Raw genomic sequence first — 21,313 nt, 5'->3', positions numbered from 1 at the left:
CGCAGAACCGTGCGCATCACTTCACCGTGCCCTGCAAGACCTGCAGGTCGTCTTCGCCGACGATCAGTTGAACGCCGGGAAGGCCGTCATCCGCCATGCCCAACGCCAGATGAACGAGTTGAATCAGGTCATCCTTGCTGGGTGACGCCGAGTGCCCGGGCGGATGGCTATGCCATTCGCCGATGTAGCTGACGATGCCAGCGGTTCGTATGGAGGCTTCGTTGACTGCTTCCGCCAACCCAGCAATACCTCGCTCGAACGAGCCTGGGCTGGCTTTGCTGTCCGGGGGCGCAGGAAGGCCTGCGACCACGACGACTGCGCCGACGTTGAAATCGTAGTATCCGAGCAGCACCCCGCCGGTTTCGTTGGGAAAACCCTTCGTTCTCAACTCCCTCAGTTGCCGTTCAACGCCCGCGTCGATGAACAGGTCGAACTCGCCGAGCTTCATTCGCCGCTCCGATAACGCAGGCACGTCGTACACGTCGACCACACCGCGGGCGGGATCACGTTGCCACACGCGGATCAACGCCTCTTCTCGTTCTGCAACGTGCGGAATCTGCTCGGCTAGGGTGCTGGCGTGCCCCATGATTCGCGAGTACGGCATGACCATCGAAATGTCGCGGCAGCTCGCGCCGCTCCAGAACGAACTTGCGTTGCCGGCAAGGTGGTCCTTACCCCAGCCTTCTTGTATCAGTGCACGGTAGTACTGCGCTTCCAAGCTGCGCAGACGTAGTGATCGCAGTGCATCCTCTGCGAGCAGCACCGCCGCGTTGCCATCGGGTGTGATGAAGACGGAGAAGTGCCGAGCGAAGGCATCGACTACGCTGGCAGCGCGCGGGTACTCGAGTGTGGTCGATGCGTCTACCACCAGCTTCGCGGCCGTCAAAGCATCGGTCAGCGCACATTGCTTGAAATCGCTGGCATCCAGGTTGAGCGCCGTGACTTCGCTGGCGCCATGCATGGCCGCAGCGTGCAGGTCGGCCACCACGGTCGCCTTTGGCTCGCCGATATGCTGAGCATAGGCAACGTGGCGCGACAGGTTGTGCGGCTTGACGTGATCCTTGTCGATGATCGTCCATTGCCCCCAGCCTGTGCGGCCCCAAAGGTTGAGCAATGCGCTGCCGAGAGAGCCCGCGCCGATCAGCACACCGGAAGGGCCTTCCCCAGGAACACCCGATTGCTTTCTGGCGGCTGCCGTGTCGTTCCGGCTCAGGACGTCCATCGGAAGGACTTCTTGCGTGCGCCATTGGCTCGCCGGTTGCGTGTTCAGCAAGTCCTTGAAATATCGCTTTTCGTGGAGCATCAACGCGCCGATGGCAACGCCCAGGTCCATCGCGCCGATCATCACGACAAATGCCCGGTGGCTCGTTCGGACGGGGGCTTCCCCCTCGGTCCGGCAAATGGGAATATGCAGAAGCAGCACCGTGAATTTGGCATCGCCGGTGGCTGCGAGCCCTGCGTCGCCAATTCGGGCGTGCAGTTCAGTTCGCAATGCAGCGATGAGGTCGATTCCTCGTCTCGACAGCAGGTCGGCAAGTTGGCCGAGCGTTGCGGGATCGCGTTCAACGAAACCGTGTATCACGGGGGCCAGAACCAGTTCGATAGGCGCAGCGGTGCCGGCCTTAAGCGCCTCATCTTTGGGGATCGCTTCCAGAAAGCAAGTGAAGCCTTTGTCCGGGCGTTCCGAGCCCCTGGCGATCACGAAGCGATGCGCCGTGCTCTTGCGCAGATCTGCGAGGTTCCATGGCAGGACTAGCTCGTACTTGGTCGCGAAGAAGAGATGCTCAACTGGCTGATCCGCCGGGTGTAACTCACCTCGCGCGCTTTTTTCGAGCCACCACTGGATGCGGCGCAGGAAGCTCTGTGGGGTCCACGTGCGCATCACGGTGGCCACGGGCTCGAAGTACAGGCAGAGGCTGGCTGCAGTGCCCGGGATACCTTGGTTCTGGTGCATCAGCACCGGGAAATCCTTGCGCAGAGCCAGCACTTCTATCAACAACTTAGGGTCGTCGGGAACGCAGAGGGCCAAGCGCTCTCTGTAGTTGATCCCGACCGTGTTCTTTGGTGGAACGCCATCGCATTCGACATCGACGACGACGCATTCGAGCTTTGGCGCATCACCAGCAGAATGTTGCAGGAGCTGGACGACTTCGTAGTCGCGCTGACGCGTGATCGAGTCGAACAACGCCTTCGCACGCGGAATCGTCAGTGCCGCCGCATCTGCAATTTCGCTGACGTTGACGAGTTCGTGAAACTCTTCGCTCATCAGCCCGCCCGTGGCGGCGTCGACAGGATGATGGCCGGCGCGCCGATGGATGTGGAACGCTTCCAGGTGACACCACCGCTCGTGATCTCGAAGGTGATCGGCTCCGGCTTGTTGGCGTTGGGCTCTTCCATCGTGACGAGGAACTTGCGACCACCGACTTCTTTGAGGTAGCGCTCGTAGGCCTTGCGAGCCTGGATGTGCGGCGGCTGCGTTTGGCTGTACGACTCCTTCACGTCAGTCACCGGCTTGCTGCAACTGACGATGTACGAATCCTTCTTCCCCAGCCGCAGGAGATCCTTGATCAACGGCTTGGGTTCGGTTTCCTTGTCGCCTTTCTCGTCACTGAGTGCGAGGTAGCTGCAGTGGTGCGGGATGTTGTACAGGTCCCAGGCAAGCCGATCATCATTCTTGTGGTATTTGGTCGTGCTGACGATGTCTTCCATCTCTTCCCAGGTGGCATCGCCAACTTCGAGATAGTCGAAATGCGCACCGTCCGCACGGAACCGCACATTGAAAACCAGCGAAGCGCGGTTACGGATGATGTCGCCTTCGTCGCAGTGCTTGATGAATGGTGAGTGGCAGAAGAACTCGACGCGGTCCAGATCGAGCGAGAAACCAGGGACGATTTTGCCGGCATCGATGAACAGATGGTCCCGTGCCGATGCGCTCTCGCCCCGCGCTTTCAGCAGCGGCGCCAGCCAATCGGCCACTGCTTGTGGTTTCGAGAAGACCAGGATGTCCTTGCCTTCGAGCAGGCGGTGTCGGGCCTCTTGCCGAAGAAGCACGTACTCCTCGGTCTGGTGATCGTTGTCGGCTTCCTCGAGCAGCATGGCGGCCGGAACCCAGAGCTCGCGGATCTTGACGCGGCCTTCTCCGTGGTACTTCTTCGCGTGCTGCAGTTCGAAGAAGTCGGTGCTTCCTTGGATGTGGTCCAGGTCCGCGTGGGTGAAGGCAACGACATCGAAGTAGTCGCGGCCGGCCTTCTTCAGATCGTCCTTCAGGCGCGCCTTGAGATCGATTTCCGGGGTGTCGGAGTCCTCTGCCTTGTTCCGGTGACAGAAGTCAAACAAGACTCGGCGACCGCCCGACAAGACGATCTGCGTGGTATCGCCGTTTCCAACGGGATAGAAGCTAACTTGGTGCACATCTGCCACGGTCTGCCCTTTCAGCACAGTGGCAAACGAAGTTTGGCACTCAGCCACCAAGAGTGCTAATGACACTATATCTGGGGTGTCAAATAGGGTCAACACACCACATCTAGTTGTCCGTTACAAATTATACTGGATGCATTATCAGTAATCTAGGTGTTTTGCTGGAGCATCGGCATGTAGCGAAGCGCAACCATAGACCGGCGTCTCCACCATCCCCGATGGCTTGAAAACTGTCAGAAACTTCGCTATGCTTCTACCAACTAGATAGAAGCTACCGCCATGCAAACCCTCGCCAAACAAGTTCTGGAGCACGCCGCCGGATTGCCGGAAGGCACGCCCTTGGTCGCGAAGGAACTGCTGCACCTGGGGAACCGGGCGGCGGTGGACCAGGTTCTGTCCCGCCTGGTTCAGCGCGGCGCCCTGCTCCGCGCGGGTCGCGGCATCTATGTCCTGCCGGTCGAGAGCCGCTTCGGCTCCCGTGCCCCCTCGACCGCCAAGATGGTCGAGGGACTCGCCAGTCAGCGCGGGGAAACCATCGTGTCCCATGGTGCGTCCGCCGCCAACGCGCTCGGACTCACGACTCAGGTGCCGACGCGGTCCGTCTACCTGACATCCGGCCCCAGCCGCCGCTTGAAGCTGGGCGCCCAGACCGTGGAGTTGCGGCACGCGCCGCTGTGGCAGCTGATCTTTCCTGGCCGCGCTGCCGGCGATGTGGTGCGAGCGCTGGCGTGGTTGGGGCCTGAAAAAGCCGGCGCTGCGCTGCGGGCGCTGCGCGCCAAACTGCCGCCGGCCGAGATGAAGGAAGTGGCGTCGGCACGGGCGCGCCTCCCGACCTGGATGGCGCAGGAGGTGAGCGCGCTGGTACCGCATGGCTGAGTTCTTCGAGCTCTCCGCTGGCGAGCGCCTGGAGGCCCTTGCCCAAGCCGCCAACGCGTCTGGACGCCCTCCCCACCTGTTGGAAAAAGACGTTTGGGTGGTGTGGGCCCTGCGGCACCTCTTCGCCGCGCCCTACGCGCCGCATCTTGTTTTCAAGGGTGGCACATCCCTCTCGAAGGCCTATGGCGTCATCCAGCGGTTCTCGGAGGACGTGGATCTCACCTACGACATCCGAGCCATCGCCGCTGATCTGATCGGCGATACGGGTGTGCCGCTCCCGGCCAGCAAGAGCCAGGAAAAGAAGTGGAGCAAGGAGATCCGCGCCCGTTTGGCTGACTGGGTGGCCACCGATGTCGTTCCACTGCTCCAGCAGGACCTTGGGCAGCATGGCCTACCGGCCACGGTCCGGGCCGAAGGCGACAAGGTGTTCATCGACTACACGCCCTTGGCCTCGGGAACGGGCTATGTCCCGTCGGCCGTCATGCTCGAATTTGGCGCGCGATCCACCGGCGAGCCTAGCGAATTGCGCTCCGTTCACTGCGATGCAGCCGCACACCTGCAGGGTGTCGAGTTTCCCGAAGCGAGGCCACAGGTGATGCGTGCCGAGCGGACCTTCTGGGAAAAAGCTACCGCGATCCACGTCTTCTGCGCGCAAGGTGCCTTTCGAGGCGGGGATAGATTCGCTCGCCATTGGCACGACGTGACGCGGCTCGATGCCGCCGGCTTCGCCGACTCGGCGATCGCAGATACGGAGCTGGCGAAGGCTGTGGCCGATCACAAGAGCATCTTCTTCGTGGAGAAGAACCTGGACGGTGGACTGATCGACTACCACACCGCAGTCGCGGGCGGTCTCCGCCTCGTTCCCGACGACGACGCCTTGGCCAAGTTGGCCGCCGACTACCAGCACATGATCGACGATGGCTTGTTCCTAGAGGAGGTCGAGTCGTTCGACGCGCTGCTCCATCAATGCCGCGCGATTCAAGAGAAGGCGAATGCGGCATGAGGCGTGGGGATGATCGGTCATCCTAGAGCCGTTGATGCACAGCGGACAAACCATGGCCGACATGTCTTCTATTGAACGGCACAAGCTGGAGCGACTGCTCCGCATGGCTAGCGGTTATGAGCTCGATTCCTCGGGCCCGACCTTCAGTGAGTTCTTTGAAGAGCGCACTCGCCGCGATGTCGATGCTGCGGTCTGGGGGATGCGCCAGCGGCGTGACGCCGTGCCGAAGGGGGCGAATATCGGTGCTGTCCGGTCTTCCGTTTACCTCTTGCAATTGCCGAGTCGCCGAGTGGCTACGTGACGTTCATCCTGACCGACTGTACCTACGGCGGTGGGGCGACCTTCAGCAGAATCGACGACGTCCTAGACAAGCGCCGCTGAAAGACCAAGAAGAGAGATGGATTCGACCGAGAGACAGGCGATGGACTATCTGACTTCGCTCGGTCTCGGGCAAGTTCAGTATGAGCCGCATGGGAATATCCCTCCTGACTTTCTGATCGATGGACGCATCGCCGTAGAGGTACGTCGCCTCAATCAGAACATCGTGACGGCCACCGGAAAACTGCACGGGATAGAGAAAGTTCACTACTCGATAGTCCCTTGGTTCAACAAGGAGCTTCCCAAGTTGGGGCCCGGTCGAGACGGACAATCTTGGTACGTGTCACTAAAGTGGCGCAGACCGCTATCCGACTTCAAGCAGCTCCGAGAACCCATTCTTCGTGCCCTCCGAGAATTCAAAATAACCGACAGTGGTCAACCGACCTGCTTTCAAATTCATCCGAATTTTGAGCTGAGCCTGAATCCTGCCGGGCGGGCATACGAAGCATTCTTCTGCTTGTCGTCGATCAGTGACCTCGATGCAGGTGGGCCTATCGTTTCTGAGGCAGTTCGGAACGTACAGCTCTGCATGTCCGAGAAAGAGGCAAAAATCGAGCAATATCGATCGCTGCACCCCGAATGGTGGCTGGTTCTTGTGGACACCATGTTTTTTGGCCTGACGAGCGCGTATTGGAGCGAGGTACGCAACAACTTGCTTCTACACCGAGATAGGTACAAGTGGTCCAAGGTAATCATCCTCGGAGACAACCTCCCTTCTGCCTTTGAACTCTATTGTTGAGCCGCAAGCTTGAGCCGCATCGCCTTGAACGCTCGATCCCGTGCGATGAACGCAGCGAGCATGTGTGGAATCAACGCAACTGCATCAACCGGTTCGCCGTGCGCTTGGCTATGCAACTGCGCGTACCGTTCAAGTTGCTGCTTCAAGTCGGAAGGCAGGGTTACTGTGAGCTTGGTGGTCTCAGCCTTCGGCAAAGGACCAAGCCGCAGCTTGTTCGTGCTCATTGTCCAGATCCCTTTTGGAAGAACAGCGGCTGGTACGGCCGCAAGATGAGGTCTTTGCTCACCATTACCCGCATCGGAAACCCCGGCCGGATCGTCAGCGTCGGCTGAATGCTCGCGTTGCGCTTCGTGATCTCCTGCCCTACCTCGTTCACCGTATCCTGCGCCCCCTCGCGCACGGCGATCACGAGGCGATTGCCGTCCTGATCCGTCTGGTTCTGCGGTGCCGCCAGCTCTGCCCCTATACCGAGCAGCGTCGACAGCGCCGCGCCGGCCAGGATGCGACTCCAATGCCAGTCGACACCATCCTCCAGCCCAGCATGGCCGGCCGGATCGATCCCCGGCAACCGGTCCAGCGCCACCGACGACGTGTCTGGCAGGATCAGCCGCGTCCACACCAGCAGCACGCGCCGCTGCCCGAACGCCACCTGGCTGTCGTAGCGCCCGATCAGCCGCGATCCCTGCGGGATCAGCAGGTGGCGCCCCGTGGCCGTGTCGTAGACCGCCTCTGTCACCGTGGCGATCACCTGTCCCGGCAGGTCGGAGTTGATGCCCGTCACCAGCGCCGCCGGGATGATGGTCCCCGCCATCACCTGGTACGGCGAAGCCGGCAGTTGCAGGCCGCCGGCATTGCGCGTGGCCGTGTCACCGGCACTCGCCAGAAAAGCTTCCTTCCGGTCCTGGCGGTTCTGCGCCATCACCGGGTCGACCGGAGTAGCCACGGCCGGGCTCATCGCGCCCAAGGGATTGAACGGCTGCTGACCCGCCGACGTCCCAGACACATTGGCGGCAGTTGCGGACATGGCGTGCTCGGCAACAGTCCCCCGCTTCGCCGCAGTACCCTCGCCGCTGCGCCGGAAGAATACCGAGGACCGCGCCGCCTCCTCGGCCGCCAACCGTTCGGCCTGCGCCGGATCGACACCCTGCCCCGCCCTCGTCTCCATCGGCTGCTGCGCCTTCGCCATGGCCGACCCGAGGTCCCCCGGCAACGGCGGCCCCAGTACTGGTGGCGCCGGCTTCGGCGCCGGCGGCATCCCCGCATAGTCCTTCGGCAACTGGTCCAGGCCATCGGCCCGGGCCACGCGGTCGACGTTGTACAGCTCGGCGGCCGGGTCGCGCTCGCGCTTCTGCGACTGCAGCGACCACATTGTGCCGCCGAGCACGGCCGCGGCCAGGGTGCCGGCGCCGATCGCCAGCACGCGGCGGTTGAGTCGCACGACCGACCGGGCCTGCGCGCGCAGGGCCACCGTCTCCGGCGCAACCTTGGGCGCGACCTGAGACGATGGGGACGGTACGGTGTCCTCCGTACTCATGACCCACCACTCCGCGCCCCCGAGGCATCGCCATCCGTTCGCTCGATACGCACCACCTCGGCCTTGCCGTCCTTGAAGCCGCCCAGCCGCAGTTCCGCCGCACCGAAGAGGCGATCCACCACGTAGTACGGCGAGCGGAAGCGGTAGTTCACGAGCTGCCCGTCGCCCTGCGGCCCGATCACGAACAGCGGCGGCAGCTCGCCCTGCGCGATGCCGCCCGGGAACTGGATGTAGACCTTCTGCCCGTCGTCGAAGGCGCGCAACGGCTTCCAGGACGGCGCATCGCCGCTGATCGCATAGCGGAACCGGATCTGTTCCACCGACAGACCCGAATCCACAGGGGCCGCGGCCTGTGCCTCTTTCGCCTGCTTCTGCAACGCCAGCATCCGGTCCTTCGGATAATCCCAGGACACCGATGCCATCCAGGCCTGCGGCGTCGAGGACAGCTCGAGCAGGTAGGTGCGCCGATTCGTGGTGATGACCAGGTTCGTCTTCAGGCCCACGCGCGTGGGTTTCACGAGCACGTGGACACGCTGGCTCGCACCGCTGCCGCTGACCGTGTCCCCCACGATCCAGCGCACCGTGTCGCCGGCCGAGACCGCCACCAGTTCCTCGCCCTCCTGCAGCGCGATGACAGTCACGCGGCCCGGACTGGTGTAGACCTGATACAGCGCACCCTCTGCATACGGCCAGACCTGGATCGCATTGACGTAGCCCTCGCGGGTCGGCGCGACGCGGGCCTCTTCGTTGGCCCGCGAGACCCGCATCTTCTCGTCGGTGGGTTCCGGCGCCGGCTTCGCTTCCTGCGCGCTCGGCAGCGCCTTCATCTGCCCGGGCAGCGGAAGAGGCTTCGGCACCTCGACCACTTCGACGGGCGGGGTCGGTTCCGGCAACGGCTGCGCGGCGGCGGTCACCGGCTCGTCCAGCGGGATCGCCGGCGGCGGCTTGCCCTGCGTGGCACAACCGACAAGGACGGCCGCCCCGATCAGGATCGGTGCAAATGCGTGTTTACGGAAATCCGTCTTCATGGCTTGGTTCCTTTCGCTGTGTCCGCCGCATCGAGCTCGCGGCTCCAGGACAAACCGTTGACGTAGATGCCCAGCGGGTTCCTGCGCAGCCGCTCCTCGGTGCGCGGCGCCTGCAGCACGATCGCCAGCACCGCGGTCCAGCGCTCCAGCCCGGCCGCTTCGCCGTTGACGTAGCGCCGCTCGGTCCACCGCACCTGGAACGACGAATCGCTCGCGCGCACCACGCTGTTGATCTGCACCACCACCGAGCTCTCTCCGATGCGCGAGAACGGATCGTTGGCACGCGCGTAGTCGTTCAGCGTCGCAGCGCCGCGGTCCGTCGTGTATTCGTAGGCCTCGAGCCAGTTCTGCCGTACCACGATCGGATCGATCGACAGCGAGCGCACGTCGGTGATGAAGCGGGCCAGATGGTGTGCGATCTGCGCGTCGCTGGGCTTGTACGGCGTGGCGGCCTCGCCGACCGCACGCACCTGGCCGGCGTTGTCCACCTCGACGACGTAGGGCGTCACGATGGACTGCGCCGAGCGCCAGACCAGCCCACCGGCCATCAGCAGGGCCAGCGAGAGACAGCCGAAGGCCATCAGGCGCCAATTCTTCGCCTGCACGCGCGCGCCGCCGATGCGCTGGTCCCAGACCTGTGCCGCAGCCTGATAAGGAGTGACGGGCTCGGGCGTGTCCGAGTACCGCACCTGGGGACGCTTGAATCGCATGGATGGTTCTCCTCAAAAGAAAACGGATCAGCCGTTGGACTCGTCGCGCAGGGTCGGGCCGGTGCCGCTGCCGCCGTGGTCGCCCGAGCGCAGCACGTGAGCCGTCGTCGAGGCCGCATGGCTCAGCTGCTGCTTGCGGCGCATCTGCCGGGCCCATGCGGGTTCGGGGGTGGGTCCACCGGCCTCCTCCGCACCGGCAGATGCCGCATTCCCCGTGGTCGCAGGCGCTGCGGCATCGGCCACGAAGCTCGCCAAGCGCTCCTTGACCGCCTGGGCGCCGGACGCGACGCGCTGGCCGACAGCGCCGGCACCGGTTTTCGCGAGATGGGCAAGGCCTGCGCCGACCGCGCGCACGCCACCGCCACTGGATGCCGCCGCGCCCGCCTGGTAGGCCGACTTCGCACCGGTCGCCAGACCGCTGGCCGAACGTGCGGCCGCTGCGCCGCCGCCGATGGCCGCACGCGCTGCCCCGGGCGCCATGCGCGCCCCCGCGGCCACGGCGGAACCCGTGCTTGCTACGGCCGCGCCACCAGCGACGGCCAGGCCCGCCGCACCCAGGGCCGTGCCCGCCGCCGCGCCGGCACCAAGCTGCGGCGCGCCCGACACCAGTCCGGTCGCGATTCCCGGCCCGAAGATTCCCAGGCCCAGCATCGCGAGCGATGCCAGCATGATCGTCAGCGCATGGTCGATGGACGGCTCGGCCCCGGGCGGCGTGCGGAACTCCGCGAAGAGGCCCGTGCCGATCCCCACGATCACGGCCAGCACCAGCACCTTGATGCCCGACGACACCACGTTGCCCAGCACCTTCTCGGCCAGGAACGCGGTCTTGTTCCACAAGGCGAAGGGCACGAGCACGAAGCCCGCCAGGGTCGTCAGCTTGAACTCGATCAGAGTGACGAACAGCTGCACCGCGAGCACGAAGAAGCTCACGATCAGCACCAGCCAGGCCAGGAACAGCACCGCGATGGTGTCCAGGTGGGCGAAGGTCTCGGGGAAGCCCGTCATCTCGCCGATCTGCTCCATGATCGGCCGGCCCGCCTCGATGCCGACTTGCGCGAGCCGGCCGGGCTGCAGGAACTGCGCCTGCGTCAGGCCGGAGCCCGATGCCACCAGGCCGAGCCCCGCGAACGAGCGGAACAGGACCCCGGCCAGCTGGTTGAAGTGGCCGATGATGAAAGCGAACGCCCCCACATAGAGCACCTTGCGGATCAGCCGCGCGATCACGTCGTCGCCCTGCCCCGTCGCCTGGCTCATGGCCCAGAACAGCCCGGCCAGCGTCATGTCGATCACGACCAGCGTGGCCGTGAGGAAGGCGACCTCGCCGTGCAGCAAGCCGAAGCCCGAATCGATGTAGCGCGAGAAGACGTCGAGGAAGCGGTCGATGACCGCGACATCGTCCATCGCGTCAGTCCTTGGCGCCCGCGTCGGCTGGCGGCGAAGCCGGTGCAGCCGATGGCGAGACCGGGTCGTTCGCGTAGGGCGACTGGCCGCCGCTCATGAAGCGCTGGCGCGTGGCCTCGGCCACCTCATGGCACTGCGCGTCGCCCATGCTGGCGTGGTCGGCCTTGCACTGCGCGCGCAGTTCCTTCAGCCGCTCGGGATTCGCGACCAGGGCTTCGACGGACTCGATCGCGGACCGGGAAGGCTCGGACTTGCCGCAGCCGGCGAGCGCCAGGACGGCGGCGGCCATGATGATGAGGAACAGGTTCTTCATGGACGTCCCCTCAGCTGCCATAGAAGCTCACGCTGTAGGGCGTGTACGGCGTGCCGCTGCCCATGAAGCGCCGGCGCACCTCGCGCGCACGCTCCTGCACCGCGACCTGCCGCGCCTGCTCCAGCGCCGCGGCGCGGTCCTGCGTGATCTGCAGCTGTTGCGCCTGGATTGACTGGCGCGATTGCAGCGCCAGCAGCTGGTTGGTCGCCTGCATCGCCTGCAACGCCCCCGTGGCCGACTGGCTGCGGTTCACGAGATCGGTCAGCGTCCGCTCGTCGGCGGCGAAGTTCTGCATCGCCTGCGACTGCACCTGCGTGGCGGTGCGCAGGGCTTCCAGCGAATTGCGCCAGCGCTGACGCGCATCGCCGGCCATCTGCGCGCCGGATATCGTCGCCGAGAACGACTCGGGATAGAGCCGCTTGAACTCGTCCTCCATGCGCGAGACGTTGAAGGCCAGCCCCTGCGCCTGCTGAATCAGCTGATTGGTCGCCGCCAGCGTCGACTTCAGCTCGGACAGCGCACTGAAGTCCAGGCCCTGAAGGTTCCTCGCCTGGTTGCGCAGCATCTGCGCCTCGTTCTGCAACTGCTCGACCTGGTTGTTGATCTGCTCCAGCGCGCGGGCCGCCGTCAGCATGTTCTGGATGAAGTTGGACGCATCGAACACGGTGTCGCCGACGCCGAAGATGGCATGCGCCGGCGGGGCCACACCGAAGGCGATCGCACTGACCGCGACCAGCGCGGCGATCCGGGGTTTGAGGGAAGACGGGAGGTTCATGGCATTGGCTCCTGCGAGGTTGAGGAAAGAGGTGGGAATGCAGATGGAAACGAAGGAATGAGGTCGGCCGCCCAGCCGAGCCCGCGGTGGCGCAGCCATGCCGCCGCGAAGACCGAAGGCATCCGCGCGAACGGCGACGCTCCGACCGAGGCCTGCACGCGGTCGAGTTCGCGCTGGTCCTCGGGCGAGGCCGCACCCGCGAACGCCAGCGCCACTGGCCCGAGCCCGAGCTCGAAGACCCGGTTGCCCAGACGCGACTGGTAGTAGTAGTCGCGCTTGGGCTGCGCCGTGGCGACGATCTCGATCTGCCGGCGGTTGAGCCCGAAGCCCTCGTAGATCACGCGGATCTGCGGCTCCGTGGCCTGCGGGTTGGGCAGGAAGATCCGGCTCGCGCAGCTCTCCACGATGGCCGGGGCGATGCTGGAGTTCTGGATGTCGGCCAGGCTCTGGGTCGCGAAGATCACCGACACGTTCTTCTTGCGCAGCGTCTTGAGCCACTGGCGGATGCGCGCCGCGAACACCGGGTCGTCGAGGAACAGCCAGGCCTCGTCGAGGATCAGCAGCGTGGGCGCGCCGTCGAAACGCTCGTCGAAGCGCGCGAACAGGTAGCCCAGCACGGCCAGCACGGCCGCCTTGCTGTGCATCAGTTCCTCCATCTCGAAACACTGGATGGAAGACGCCCGCAGCCGGTCCCGGTCCGCGTCCAGCAGTCGCCCGTGCGCACCGCCGAGCACATAGGGCGCCAGCGCCTGGCGCAGGGCATTCGACTGCAGCAGCACCGCCAGCCCGGTCATCGTGCGCTGTTCGGGCGGCGCGGTGGCGAGGCTGGCCAGTGCCGACCACACCATCTCCCGCTCGGCCGGCCCGACCTCCAGGCCCTCCTGTCGAAGTCGCCCTTCCACCCACTCCGCCGCCCAGGTGCGGTACCCATCCCGGTCGATGCGCGCGAGCGGCTGAAAAGCGATCTCGCCATCAGTCCCGAGGTCGTAGTGCTCGCCGCCCAGCCCCAGGATCGTGGCCCTCAACGAGCGCCCCATGTCGAAGGCCAGGATGCGCGAGCCCGGATAGCGGCGAAACTGCAGTGCGAGCGTGGCGAGCAGCACCGACTTGCCCATGCCGGTCGGGCCGACCACCAGCGTGTGCCCGACGTCGCCGATGTGTGTGACCAGCCGGAACGGCGTGGCGCCGTCGGTGCGTGTCACGATCAGAGGCGGGCCATCGAGATGCGCATTGCGCTCCGGTCCCGCCCACACTGCCGACACCGGCATCATGTGCGCGAGGTTCAGGGTCGAGACGATGGGCTGGCGCACATTGGCGTAGGCGTGGCCCGGGATCGACGACAGCCAGGCCTCGACCGCATTGAGCGTCTCGGGGATCGTCACGAAGCCCCGCACCTGAATGGCCCTCTCCACCGCGCGCAGCTTTTCATCGGCCACGGTGGCACTGGCATCGAGCACCGTCACGGTGGCCGTCGCGTAGCCGAAGGCCACCTGGTCGCTGCCCAGTTCCTGCAGCGCCGCATCGGCATCCGCCGCCTTGTTCGAGGCGTCCGAGTCGACCAGCGCGCTTTCCTGCTGGAAGATGGTCTCGCGCAGCAGTGCGACGATGTTCTTGCGCTTGGCGAACCACTGGCGGCGCAGGCGCACGAGCTCCTTCTCGGCCTCGGCCTTGTCCAGGCACAGGAAGCGCGTGCTCCAGCGGTAGGCGAAGCCCAGGCGGTTCAGATCGTCGAGCAGCCCCGGCCAGGTCGAGGTCGGGAAGCCGCGCACCGTCAGCACGCGCAGATGCCGGCCGCCGAGCATCGGCGCCAGCCCGCCCGTCAGCGGCTCATCGGCCAGCAGCGCATCGAGGTGCATCGCCACTTCGGGCAGCGCGACCGCATGCCGGCGTGTCGACACGCAGCCGTGCAGGTAGGTCAAGGTCTGCGCATCGCCCAGCCACTCGACCTCCGGCATCACGCCTTCGAGCAAATCGAGCAGGCGCTCGGTCTCGGAGACGAAGGTCTCCAGCCGTCCCTTCCAATCCGACCCGTCCGACGCACCCGATCCATCCTGGGCGCCGGTCCCAGCGCGCTCATAGAGCAGCCCCGCGGCGCGTGCCTTCGATTCCTCGGGCGGCAGGTACAGCAAGGTCAGGTGATAGCGGCTCTCGAAATGGCTCCCGTCTTCTTCGAACGCCGCGCGGCGCTCCTCGTCGAGCAGCCAGGACAGCGCCTCGGGGAACGACGACTCGGGATAGCCGGCCGCCTCGCAGCGCTCGGCCTCCACGAACAGCGCCCAGCCCGAACCCAGCCGGCGCAGCGCGTTGTTCAGCCGCGCCGAAGTGGCGATCAGTTCGCCCTGCGTCGCGCTGTCCAGATCCGGCCCGCGGAACCGCGCCGTGCGCTGGAACGATCCATCCTTGTTGAGCACGACCCCGGGTGCGACGAGCCCGGCCCAGGGTAGCCAGTCGGCCAGCAGCGCCGGGCGCTTGCGGTATTCGGCGAGATTCAGCATGACGTCTCCCCTGCTCGCCTCAGACATCGAGCAGCGGGCGCTGCTTGATGTGCCGCGCGAAGACCTGCATGAACTGTGGGTCCAGGCGCGCGCCCCAGACGGCCAGCGCGTGGCCGACGAGCCAGAGAAAAATACCGGGTAACCAGAGCTGAAGCCCGAGACCTACCGCGGCGGCCAGCGTGCCGTTGGCGATCGCCACGGTACGCGGCGCGCCGCCCAGCAGGATCGGCTCGGTGAGGGACCGGTGCAGCGGGATCTCGAAGCCAGGCGCAAGGGCGGTTGAGAAAGCGGTCGACTCACTCATGCCAGCACCGTTCCACCCGAGAAGCTGAAGAAGGTCAGGAAGAAGCTCGACGCCGCGAACGCGATCGACAGGCCGAACACGATCTGAATCAGTCGGCGGAAGCCTCCGCTGGTGTCGCCGAAGGCCAGAGTCAGGCCGGTCACGATGATGATGATGACCGCCACGATCTTGGCCACGGGCCCCTGGATCGAATCGAGGATCGACTGAAGCGGTGCTTCCCAGGGCATGTTCGAGCCGGCCGCCTGCGCGGGCAGCGCGATGGCCAGCAAGAGCATTGCCGCTGAAGCCGCGTGCAAAAGCGGCTTTGCGGAATTGCATGAAATCGTCATGACGGCTCTCCAGAAGACGACGGGGTTGAAGGGGAAGGACGAGATGAAGAGAGCAACGGAAAACCAGGCACCGCCGAGGTGTCGAGCTGGTAGCCCTCGTTGTCGTGGCCGATGACCCGTGCGATCTCGCGCACCCGCCGGGCACGGCCCCGCCCGGCGATGAAGACGATGACGTGGACCGCTTCGGCAATCAGCGCGCGCGGCACGGTCACGGAGACTTCCTGCACCAGTTGCTCCAGCCGCGTGAGGGCGCCCAGCGCGGAGCCGGCATGCACGGTGGCAATCCCCCCTGGATGTCCGGTGCCCCAGGCCTTGAGCAGGTCCAACGCCTCGGCACCGCGCACCTCGCCGACCACGATGCGGTCGGGCCGCAGCCGCAAGGTGGCGCGCACCAGGTCAGCCATCGCGGTCACGCCCCGCTCGGTGCGTAGGCTCACGTGATCGTCGGAGCGGCATTGCAGCTCCACCGTGTCTTCGAGGATCAGCACCCGGTCGCGCGTCTCGGCGATCTCGTCGAGCAGCGCGTTCGCGAGCGTCGTTTTGCCCGTGCTGGTGCCGCCCGCCACCACGATGTTCAGGCGCTCGCGCACTGCCTGCCGCAAAAACGCGGCCTGGTCCCCCGTCAGGATCCCGTCGGCCACGTACTGCGCAAGGCTCATGATGCGCAGCGCCCGCTTGCGGATCGCGAAGGACGGCGCGCGCACCACCGGCGGCAGCACGCCCAGGAAACGCTCGCCGGTCTCGGGCAGCTCGGCCGAGAGGATCGGCGTACCGGCATGCACCTCCGCGCGCACGTGCGCGGCGACTAGGCGGATGATGCGTTCGGCCACGGACGGCGGCAGCGCCGCGCCGGTCGGCGCGCGGCCCGTGCCGAGCCGGTCGACCCAGAGCGAGCCATCGGGATTGAGCAGCACCTCCACAACCTCCGGATCCGCAAGGGCTGCCGCGATCTCCGGCCCCATGGCCGTGCGCAGCATGCGGATGCGTCGAGCCACCGCGCCGTCCGCGGTGGCGCCGGTCAGCGACCCGGAAGAACGATCAGACGGCTGGACCATCAGCGGCCTCCTCCGGTTCCTCCGGCCCCGCGTGCGTTGGCGCCGCTTCAGGCTCGATCTCCTCATGGATCTCGCGTACCAGACTGCGCCCGCGCTGCAAGTGCCGCCCGAGCTGCTCGATGAACTGCACATAGCGGGCCCGCCCCTGCGCCCGTGCGGCCTCCTGCTGCCCTTCGGGCACCGAGATCGAGACGGTGAGGAAGTACCGGACATAGAGCGCCAGCGTCTCGATCAGGATGTTCTGGTCGCGCTCAAGCCGATCAAACTGGCGCGAGAGACGGTCAAGGCGCTTGGCGATCGCCGCCTCGCGCTGGTCGCCCCCATCGGGTGACAGGAACGATGCCAGTGCGGCGGCGATCACGGCAGACTTCGACACGCCCTTGTGCACCGCCAGACGATCCAGCCGCTTGGCGTGCTCCGGCTCGATGAAGATGTTGAGGCGAGTCCGGCTCATAGCGCGATCCCGTCGTCAGGGTCCAGTGCCGCGAGGCGCGCGGTACGCGTGCGCTGACGGTCCACGTCCCGCGGCCGCAGGGGCACGTCGCCCTCGTCATCGAGCACCAGCAGCCCCTCGTCCTCCTGTAGCGCTGACGGGTCGCGCGCGACCTCCAGCTCGGGCTTGAGTTGGTGGCCGCCGTCGTCGGCCAAGCCACCCGCATCGGCTGACGACAAAGCCTCGGGAGCGGCCAATGGCGCCAGTCCGCTCCAATCGTCGAGTCGCGCTGCAGGCCTGTCCGCGTAGAAGCCCGGAGCCAGCGCCGGTGGTGGCAGCACACGCCGCGTGAAGTTGCGGTCCTGGTAATAGCGCAGCTTCCTAGCCTTGATCGGCGGATGGCCCGAGACCATCACCACCGCCTCGTCGGGCGGCAGCTGCATCACCTCGCCCGGCGTCAGCAGCGGCCGGGCCGTCTCCTGGCGCGAGACCATCAGATGGCCCAGCCACGGCGCGAGCCGGTGCCCGGCGTAGTTGCGTTGCGCACGCAATTCGGTAGCCGTCCCCAGCGCCTCGGAGATGCGCTTGGCCGTGCGCTCGTCGTTGGTGGCGAACGTGATGCGCACGTGGCAGTTGTCGAGGATCGAGTGATTCGGGCCATAAGCCTTGTCGACCTGATTGAGAGACTGCGCGATCAGGAAGGCACGCAGGTCGTAGCCGGCCATGAACGCCAACGCCGACTCGAAAAAATCCAGCCGGCCCAGGGCCGGGAACTCGTCGAGCATCAGCAGCAGCTTGTGGAGCCGCGCGATGCCGTCGGAGCCGTCGAGCGATTCGGTGAGACGCCGGCCGATCTGGTTGAGGATCAAGCGGATCAGCGGCTTGGTGCGGCTGATGTCCGAAGGCGGCACCACCAGATACAGCGACACGGGATGTTCAGCAGAGATCAAGTCTGCGATACGCCAGTCGCAGCGCGAGGTGACTTCGGCCACCGTCGGGTCGCGATACAGCCCCAGGAAGGACATGGCCGTGGACAGCACCCCGGAGCGCTCGTTGTCGCTCTTGTTGAGGACTTCGCGTGCGGCCGAGGCGACAACCGGATGGACTTCCTCGTCCATGTGCCGCGTCGTCATCATCCGGTGCAGCGTTACCTCGAAGGGGCATGCCGGATCGGACAGGAAGTTGGCCACCCCGCGCAGCGTCTTGTCCTCCCACGCATACAGCACGTGGAGGATCGCACCGACCAACAGCGCATGGCTGGTCTTCTCCCAGTGGTTGCGGCGCTCCAGAGCACCTTCGGGGTCGACCAGGATGTCAGCGATGTTCTGCACGTCGCGCACCTCGTGGGCGCCACGGCGGACCTCGAGCAGCGGGTTGTAGGCCGCCGAGCGCGTATCGGTCGGGTTGAACAGCAGGCAGTGCGAAAAGCGCGCACGCCAGCCGGCCGTCAGGTTCCAGTTCTCGCCCTTGATGTCGTGGATCACGGCCGAGCCGGGCCAGGACAGCAGCGTCGGCACCACGAGCCCGACGCCCTTGCCGGAACGCGTGGGCGCGAAAGCCATCACATGCTCAGGACCGTCATGACGCAGATAGGAGCCGCCCTTGTCCGATGCCCTGCCGAGAAACACACCTGCTGACCTCATCAGGCCGGCCTTGGCGATCTCCTCGCACTCAGCCCAGCGGGCTGAGCCATAGGTCGTTACCCGCTTGGCCATCCGCGCGCGCCATACGGCCATCGCGATTGCTGCACCAGTGGCCGACATCCCGCTCGATGCAGCAATGGCCCCGCCGCGCTCGAACACCTGGGGAGCATAGGCGTCGTAGCAGTACCACCACTCGAACAGCTTCCATGGCTCGTAGACCGGCACGCCTAAAACCTCGAACCACCGGGCACCAAGCCTTGGCTGGTAACCGAGCGCTTGCGCCGTCCACTGTGTGGCAGCCCAGACCCCGCCGACCGCAGCGCCCAAGATGCCGATAATTTGTCCAAACAAGATCCCGTGGGCTGCTGCGTACATGAACCGACTCCTTCGCGCGCCTCGTTGTCACTAGGGATGTGCCTCAATGGCACCGCTCGCCAAAGTCTCGTTTCAAGCCACTCAATGGCACACCCAGCGGGGCGAGTCATGGCGTAGATCAGACGGCAACTCAACGCGCGGGCGTAGAGCTATGTCGTTCGTTCACGCCTTTGCAGCGGCTTGAAACGTCTTAGCGTGCGCGATGAAGCGCTGGAGAGCGCCGGGGAGTCCGCTACGGCGGTGCTTGTGCACCACGTAGGTCACGATGTGTTCAGCCTCGGCCAGTGGCACGACCACGACATCCGAACGGGCCAAGGTTTCGCCATGGCCGCTGTCGATCAGACCGACTCCCATCCCGGCCGCCACGCGAGTGACGTGGCCGGTGAGCGTATGCGCCTCGCTCGCGATTGTCGGCAGCAGTGTGTACCGCAGCATGATGCTTCGCATCTGATGCAACAAGCCTGGGTGCCGAGCTGCGGTGCAGGTCACCAGGGGAAAAGTGAGCAATTGGGCGATTGGAAGCATCGGACGCGCGGAGAGCGTGTGGTTCACCGGCACAATCGCCTGTGTGGAGTATCGCCAAGCTGGCTCTTGAGCGAGCGCATCATCTTCCGGCACGCCGAACGTGAAGCCCGCATCGAGCTCTTCGCGTTTCAGGGCGGCAGCAAGTTCTGTAGCCCGCATGTCGACCAGGTCCAGACGGACCTGCGGCGAGACCGAATGCCACTTCACGAGGCATTCCGACAACCTGGGTTGAGCGATGCCATCGGCCACGCCGATGCGCAGCGGCGCACGGAAGCACGCGTCAGTGGCCTGGACTGTCTGCTGGAGGCGATTGACGCGCAACAAGACTTTCCGTGCCTCCTCAAGCAGGCAGGTTCCGGCGGGCGTCAAGGCCAAGCCACGGGGATTTCGAACAAAGAGCGTGACCCCGAGCCTCTCCTCGAGATCGCGCACGGTGCGTGAGAGTGGCGTCGGGTCGATGTGCACGCGTTCAGACGCACGGTGGAAATTGAGCTCCTCCGCAACGGCGGTGAAGTAGCGCAAGTGGCGAAATTCAATCATCTGCTTCCCCAACTCCCGCTCCCTTTTCCGGGGCGGGAGCGTCGAATGCGTCAATCTGGCTGACTCCATCGCACCCCACGTGCGAGGCCAGTCGGGATGACGTCGCGGCGAAGCCTAGCGGTACATGCGCTGCATGTATCCTGTCACTTCTAACAGTTGACGGTTAGGGAAACAGGCTCGGTAGCCTCAACCCCGCAGCGTGAATACGACCGACAGGTACGAGAGCGGCGCTTCAAGGATCGCTTCCACTCCATGAAGCACGCTGGACTCGAAAAGAAGTGAGTCGCCTTGGCCGACGTTCACGACCTTGCCGCCGTACCGGTACTGTGCGCGTCCCGAGATCACGTACAGGAACTTGATCCCGGGGTGCTGAAAACTGCTGTAGGGCTCGGCCTGCGGCAGGAGCGTTACCAGATAGGGCTCAACGAACAAGTTCCCGGACAGCAGGTGCCCGAGCAACTCGTAGCGGTAGTCCTTTAGCGCACCCATGCGATTGACCATGACGCCGCGACCGGCCGGTACGAATGACCAGTCCGTGCGACGTGCCTGGTCGCAGAAGAATCGCGACAGCGGAACGTTCAGGCCGACAGCGATGCGATTGAGCGTCTCCACGGAAGGAGACACGAGACCACGCTCGACGCGGGAAAGCAGCGAAGCGGAGATGCCGCAACAGTGAGCCAGTTCGTTGCCCGAGATCCCGGCGGCCATCCGAAGCGCTTTGATCTGAAGCCCCAGCTGCGCCGCCGACTCGCTCCGCTGAGGATGGGGAGGACGGCGGCGCGGGCGCGACAGGGCGACCGGGACGCGCAGTTTCCCTGCCGTTGGGAATGGCGAGGCGGGAGCCAATTTCCTCATGATAGCCAACACACCCGGCGAGAAGGATGACGCGTTCGCGCATCCAGAGGGAAATTGGCGACTGTATGCGGCATGGATCCAACCCTCGAATCGTCTAAAAGTGATGATTAGTCTACATGGTATGTGACGATAAGTCCGTGGTCAATTGGTCTACAAAGAAGCCCAATCGCGGCCGTGATTTCACTGTCCGTTCGATTCGGGAAACGTCTGCGGGAACTCCGTAAAGAACGGGACCTTTCGCAAGAAGACTTCGCGGCGCGCTGCGGGCTCGACCGTACCTACGTCAGTGGCATGGAGCGCGGCGTGCGAAACCCTTCCCTGGCCGTGATCGAAACGCTGGCAGTCGCATTGGGAGTCCGCCTCGAGGAGTTGTTCAAAGGACTGTAGTGTCAATGGGGCCCTCGTCCTCCGATGAGCGCACCGCCATTCTTGATTTACCTCATCCTCTTTTGTGCGGTGAGCAAGCAAGGGCTCTAGCACGATCTAGGTTGCGCCACGAATGGACCCATCGCGAAACCTATCGGCAGAATCGAGTTGGACAATTTCAGATCGAAAGTCCGCGTTGGAGATGCGTCGCGAGACGCT

The 21,313-nt window shown here is 65.1% G+C and carries 22 protein-coding genes; 5 read left to right on the top strand and 17 right to left on the bottom strand.

Translation table 11 applies throughout. The annotated features are described in order from the left end of the window. Positions 1-16 precede the first annotated feature (16 nt). Both AC1DSC_RS18965 and AC1DSC_RS18960 read right to left on the bottom strand, forming a co-directional pair. On the bottom strand, positions 17-2,266 hold the full coding sequence (locus AC1DSC_RS18965; RefSeq protein WP_478131897.1) for a ThiF family adenylyltransferase: 2,250 nt from the start codon (positions 2,264-2,266) through the stop codon (positions 17-19). Continuing rightward, positions 2,266-3,420 carry a ComEC/Rec2 family competence protein gene (locus tag AC1DSC_RS18960; RefSeq protein WP_478131896.1) on the bottom strand — a complete coding sequence of 385 codons (1,155 nt, stop codon included), beginning with the start codon at positions 3,418-3,420 and terminating at the stop codon, positions 2,266-2,268. The genes AC1DSC_RS18965 and AC1DSC_RS18960 overlap by 1 nt, the downstream gene beginning before the upstream one ends. 276 nt (positions 3,421-3,696) lie before the next feature. Between AC1DSC_RS18960 and AC1DSC_RS18955 the strand changes: the two genes are divergently transcribed. The 4 genes from AC1DSC_RS18955 to AC1DSC_RS18940 all read left to right on the top strand — a co-directional run bounded on the left by AC1DSC_RS18955 (position 3,697) and on the right by AC1DSC_RS18940 (position 6,413). Then, positions 3,697-4,293: a DUF6088 family protein gene (locus AC1DSC_RS18955; protein WP_478131894.1), complete on the top strand. Its 597-nt coding sequence runs from the start codon at positions 3,697-3,699 to the stop codon at positions 4,291-4,293. Beyond that, positions 4,286-5,296 (top strand): nucleotidyl transferase AbiEii/AbiGii toxin family protein, encoded by a 1,011-nt coding sequence (locus AC1DSC_RS18950; RefSeq protein ID WP_478131893.1) that lies wholly within the window; start codon positions 4,286-4,288, stop codon positions 5,294-5,296. Before AC1DSC_RS18955 ends, AC1DSC_RS18950 begins: the two co-directional genes overlap by 8 nt. A gap of 52 nt (positions 5,297-5,348) precedes the next feature. Continuing rightward, positions 5,349-5,597, top strand: a complete 249-nt coding sequence (locus AC1DSC_RS18945; protein ID WP_478131892.1) for a hypothetical protein — start codon at positions 5,349-5,351, stop codon at positions 5,595-5,597. Between the two features lie 120 nt (positions 5,598-5,717). Further along, positions 5,718-6,413: a hypothetical protein gene (locus tag AC1DSC_RS18940; protein WP_478131891.1), complete on the top strand. Its 696-nt coding sequence runs from the start codon at positions 5,718-5,720 to the stop codon at positions 6,411-6,413. On the opposite strand, the gene AC1DSC_RS18935 is transcribed toward AC1DSC_RS18940, so the two are convergent. From AC1DSC_RS18935 to AC1DSC_RS18865, 15 genes are all read right to left on the bottom strand, one after another. Then, complete coding sequence (locus tag AC1DSC_RS18935) at positions 6,404-6,637, bottom strand: DUF2274 domain-containing protein (protein WP_478131890.1); 234 nt, start codon at positions 6,635-6,637, stop codon at positions 6,404-6,406. The two genes, AC1DSC_RS18940 and AC1DSC_RS18935, sit on opposite strands and share 10 nt — an antisense overlap. Beyond that, positions 6,634-7,947 (bottom strand): TraB/TrbI/VirB10 family type IV secretion system protein, encoded by a 1,314-nt coding sequence (locus tag AC1DSC_RS18930; protein WP_478131889.1) that lies wholly within the window; start codon positions 7,945-7,947, stop codon positions 6,634-6,636. Before AC1DSC_RS18930 ends, AC1DSC_RS18935 begins: the two co-directional genes overlap by 4 nt. Then, entirely contained in the window at positions 7,944-8,975 is a 1,032-nt protein-coding gene (gene trbG / locus AC1DSC_RS18925) for a P-type conjugative transfer protein TrbG (protein WP_478131888.1), read from the bottom strand. Before trbG ends, AC1DSC_RS18930 begins: the two co-directional genes overlap by 4 nt. Next, positions 8,972-9,685, bottom strand: coding sequence for a conjugal transfer protein TrbF (trbF, locus tag AC1DSC_RS18920; RefSeq protein ID WP_478131887.1), 714 nt, complete (start codon positions 9,683-9,685; stop codon positions 8,972-8,974). The genes trbG and trbF overlap by 4 nt, the downstream gene beginning before the upstream one ends. A gap of 27 nt (positions 9,686-9,712) precedes the next feature. Further along, the gene (gene trbL, locus AC1DSC_RS18915; protein ID WP_478131886.1) at positions 9,713-11,086 is read right to left on the bottom strand and encodes a P-type conjugative transfer protein TrbL; all 1,374 of its coding nucleotides are present in this window, start codon (positions 11,084-11,086) and stop codon (positions 9,713-9,715) included. 4 nt (positions 11,087-11,090) lie between these two features. Continuing rightward, positions 11,091-11,399, bottom strand: a complete 309-nt coding sequence (locus AC1DSC_RS18910) for an EexN family lipoprotein (RefSeq protein ID WP_478131885.1) — start codon at positions 11,397-11,399, stop codon at positions 11,091-11,093. Between the two features lie 10 nt (positions 11,400-11,409). After that, the gene (trbJ, locus tag AC1DSC_RS18905; protein WP_478131884.1) at positions 11,410-12,174 is read right to left on the bottom strand and encodes a P-type conjugative transfer protein TrbJ; all 765 of its coding nucleotides are present in this window, start codon (positions 12,172-12,174) and stop codon (positions 11,410-11,412) included. After that, the gene (gene trbE, locus AC1DSC_RS18900; protein ID WP_478131883.1) at positions 12,171-14,669 is read right to left on the bottom strand and encodes a conjugal transfer protein TrbE; all 2,499 of its coding nucleotides are present in this window, start codon (positions 14,667-14,669) and stop codon (positions 12,171-12,173) included. The genes trbJ and trbE overlap by 4 nt, the downstream gene beginning before the upstream one ends. 19 nt (positions 14,670-14,688) lie before the next feature. Beyond that, on the bottom strand, positions 14,689-14,973 hold the full coding sequence (locus AC1DSC_RS18895) for a VirB3 family type IV secretion system protein (RefSeq protein ID WP_478131882.1): 285 nt from the start codon (positions 14,971-14,973) through the stop codon (positions 14,689-14,691). Beyond that, complete coding sequence (locus AC1DSC_RS18890) at positions 14,970-15,302, bottom strand: TrbC/VirB2 family type IV secretion system protein (RefSeq protein ID WP_478131881.1); 333 nt, start codon at positions 15,300-15,302, stop codon at positions 14,970-14,972. The genes AC1DSC_RS18895 and AC1DSC_RS18890 overlap by 4 nt, the downstream gene beginning before the upstream one ends. Next, positions 15,299-16,279 carry a P-type conjugative transfer ATPase TrbB gene (trbB, locus tag AC1DSC_RS18885; RefSeq protein WP_478131913.1) on the bottom strand — a complete coding sequence of 327 codons (981 nt, stop codon included), beginning with the start codon at positions 16,277-16,279 and terminating at the stop codon, positions 15,299-15,301. The genes AC1DSC_RS18890 and trbB overlap by 4 nt, the downstream gene beginning before the upstream one ends. A gap of 61 nt (positions 16,280-16,340) precedes the next feature. Continuing rightward, positions 16,341-16,811: a CopG family transcriptional regulator gene (locus AC1DSC_RS18880; protein WP_478131880.1), complete on the bottom strand. Its 471-nt coding sequence runs from the start codon at positions 16,809-16,811 to the stop codon at positions 16,341-16,343. Further along, the gene (locus tag AC1DSC_RS18875; RefSeq protein WP_478131879.1) at positions 16,808-18,808 is read right to left on the bottom strand and encodes a conjugal transfer protein TraG; all 2,001 of its coding nucleotides are present in this window, start codon (positions 18,806-18,808) and stop codon (positions 16,808-16,810) included. The genes AC1DSC_RS18880 and AC1DSC_RS18875 overlap by 4 nt, the downstream gene beginning before the upstream one ends. Before the next feature lie 162 nt (positions 18,809-18,970). After that, the gene (locus AC1DSC_RS18870; RefSeq protein WP_478131878.1) at positions 18,971-19,873 is read right to left on the bottom strand and encodes a LysR family transcriptional regulator; all 903 of its coding nucleotides are present in this window, start codon (positions 19,871-19,873) and stop codon (positions 18,971-18,973) included. Positions 19,874-20,059: 186 nt separating this feature from the next. Then, positions 20,060-20,608 carry a helix-turn-helix domain-containing protein gene (locus tag AC1DSC_RS18865; protein WP_478131912.1) on the bottom strand — a complete coding sequence of 183 codons (549 nt, stop codon included), beginning with the start codon at positions 20,606-20,608 and terminating at the stop codon, positions 20,060-20,062. A gap of 294 nt (positions 20,609-20,902) precedes the next feature. On the opposite strand from AC1DSC_RS18865, the gene AC1DSC_RS18860 reads away from it, so the two are divergent. Then, complete coding sequence (locus AC1DSC_RS18860; RefSeq protein WP_478131877.1) at positions 20,903-21,115, top strand: helix-turn-helix domain-containing protein; 213 nt, start codon at positions 20,903-20,905, stop codon at positions 21,113-21,115. The last annotated feature ends 198 nt before the right edge of the window (positions 21,116-21,313 follow it).

The organism is Variovorax sp. 01N425, assembly GCF_056399465.1.
Note: the sequence above shows the minus strand (reverse complement) of the source record. Positions and strands in the feature narration are given on the sequence as shown.

Excerpts from the sequence above, each read along its gene's own strand:
- AC1DSC_RS18965 (WP_478131897.1), bottom strand. The coding sequence starts at position 2,266 with ATGAGCGAAGAGTTTCACGAACTCGTCAACGTCAGCGAAATTGCAGAT.
- AC1DSC_RS18955 (WP_478131894.1), top strand. The coding sequence starts at position 3,697 with ATGCAAACCCTCGCCAAACAAGTTCTGGAGCACGCCGCCGGATTGCCG.
- AC1DSC_RS18950 (WP_478131893.1), top strand. The coding sequence starts at position 4,286 with ATGGCTGAGTTCTTCGAGCTCTCCGCTGGCGAGCGCCTGGAGGCCCTT.
- AC1DSC_RS18945 (WP_478131892.1), top strand. The coding sequence starts at position 5,349 with ATGGCCGACATGTCTTCTATTGAACGGCACAAGCTGGAGCGACTGCTC.
- AC1DSC_RS18940 (WP_478131891.1), top strand. The coding sequence starts at position 5,718 with ATGGACTATCTGACTTCGCTCGGTCTCGGGCAAGTTCAGTATGAGCCG.
- AC1DSC_RS18935 (WP_478131890.1), bottom strand. The coding sequence starts at position 6,637 with ATGAGCACGAACAAGCTGCGGCTTGGTCCTTTGCCGAAGGCTGAGACC.
- AC1DSC_RS18930 (WP_478131889.1), bottom strand. The coding sequence starts at position 7,947 with ATGAGTACGGAGGACACCGTACCGTCCCCATCGTCTCAGGTCGCGCCC.
- trbG (WP_478131888.1), bottom strand. The coding sequence starts at position 8,975 with ATGAAGACGGATTTCCGTAAACACGCATTTGCACCGATCCTGATCGGG.
- trbF (WP_478131887.1), bottom strand. The coding sequence starts at position 9,685 with ATGCGATTCAAGCGTCCCCAGGTGCGGTACTCGGACACGCCCGAGCCC.
- trbL (WP_478131886.1), bottom strand. The coding sequence starts at position 11,086 with ATGGACGATGTCGCGGTCATCGACCGCTTCCTCGACGTCTTCTCGCGC.
- AC1DSC_RS18910 (WP_478131885.1), bottom strand. The coding sequence starts at position 11,399 with ATGAAGAACCTGTTCCTCATCATCATGGCCGCCGCCGTCCTGGCGCTC.
- trbJ (WP_478131884.1), bottom strand. The coding sequence starts at position 12,174 with ATGAACCTCCCGTCTTCCCTCAAACCCCGGATCGCCGCGCTGGTCGCG.
- trbE (WP_478131883.1), bottom strand. The coding sequence starts at position 14,669 with ATGCTGAATCTCGCCGAATACCGCAAGCGCCCGGCGCTGCTGGCCGAC.
- AC1DSC_RS18895 (WP_478131882.1), bottom strand. The coding sequence starts at position 14,973 with ATGAGTGAGTCGACCGCTTTCTCAACCGCCCTTGCGCCTGGCTTCGAG.
- AC1DSC_RS18890 (WP_478131881.1), bottom strand. The coding sequence starts at position 15,302 with ATGACGATTTCATGCAATTCCGCAAAGCCGCTTTTGCACGCGGCTTCA.
- trbB (WP_478131913.1), bottom strand. The coding sequence starts at position 16,279 with ATGCTGCGCACGGCCATGGGGCCGGAGATCGCGGCAGCCCTTGCGGAT.
- AC1DSC_RS18880 (WP_478131880.1), bottom strand. The coding sequence starts at position 16,811 with ATGAGCCGGACTCGCCTCAACATCTTCATCGAGCCGGAGCACGCCAAG.
- AC1DSC_RS18875 (WP_478131879.1), bottom strand. The coding sequence starts at position 18,808 with ATGTACGCAGCAGCCCACGGGATCTTGTTTGGACAAATTATCGGCATC.
- AC1DSC_RS18870 (WP_478131878.1), bottom strand. The coding sequence starts at position 19,873 with ATGATTGAATTTCGCCACTTGCGCTACTTCACCGCCGTTGCGGAGGAG.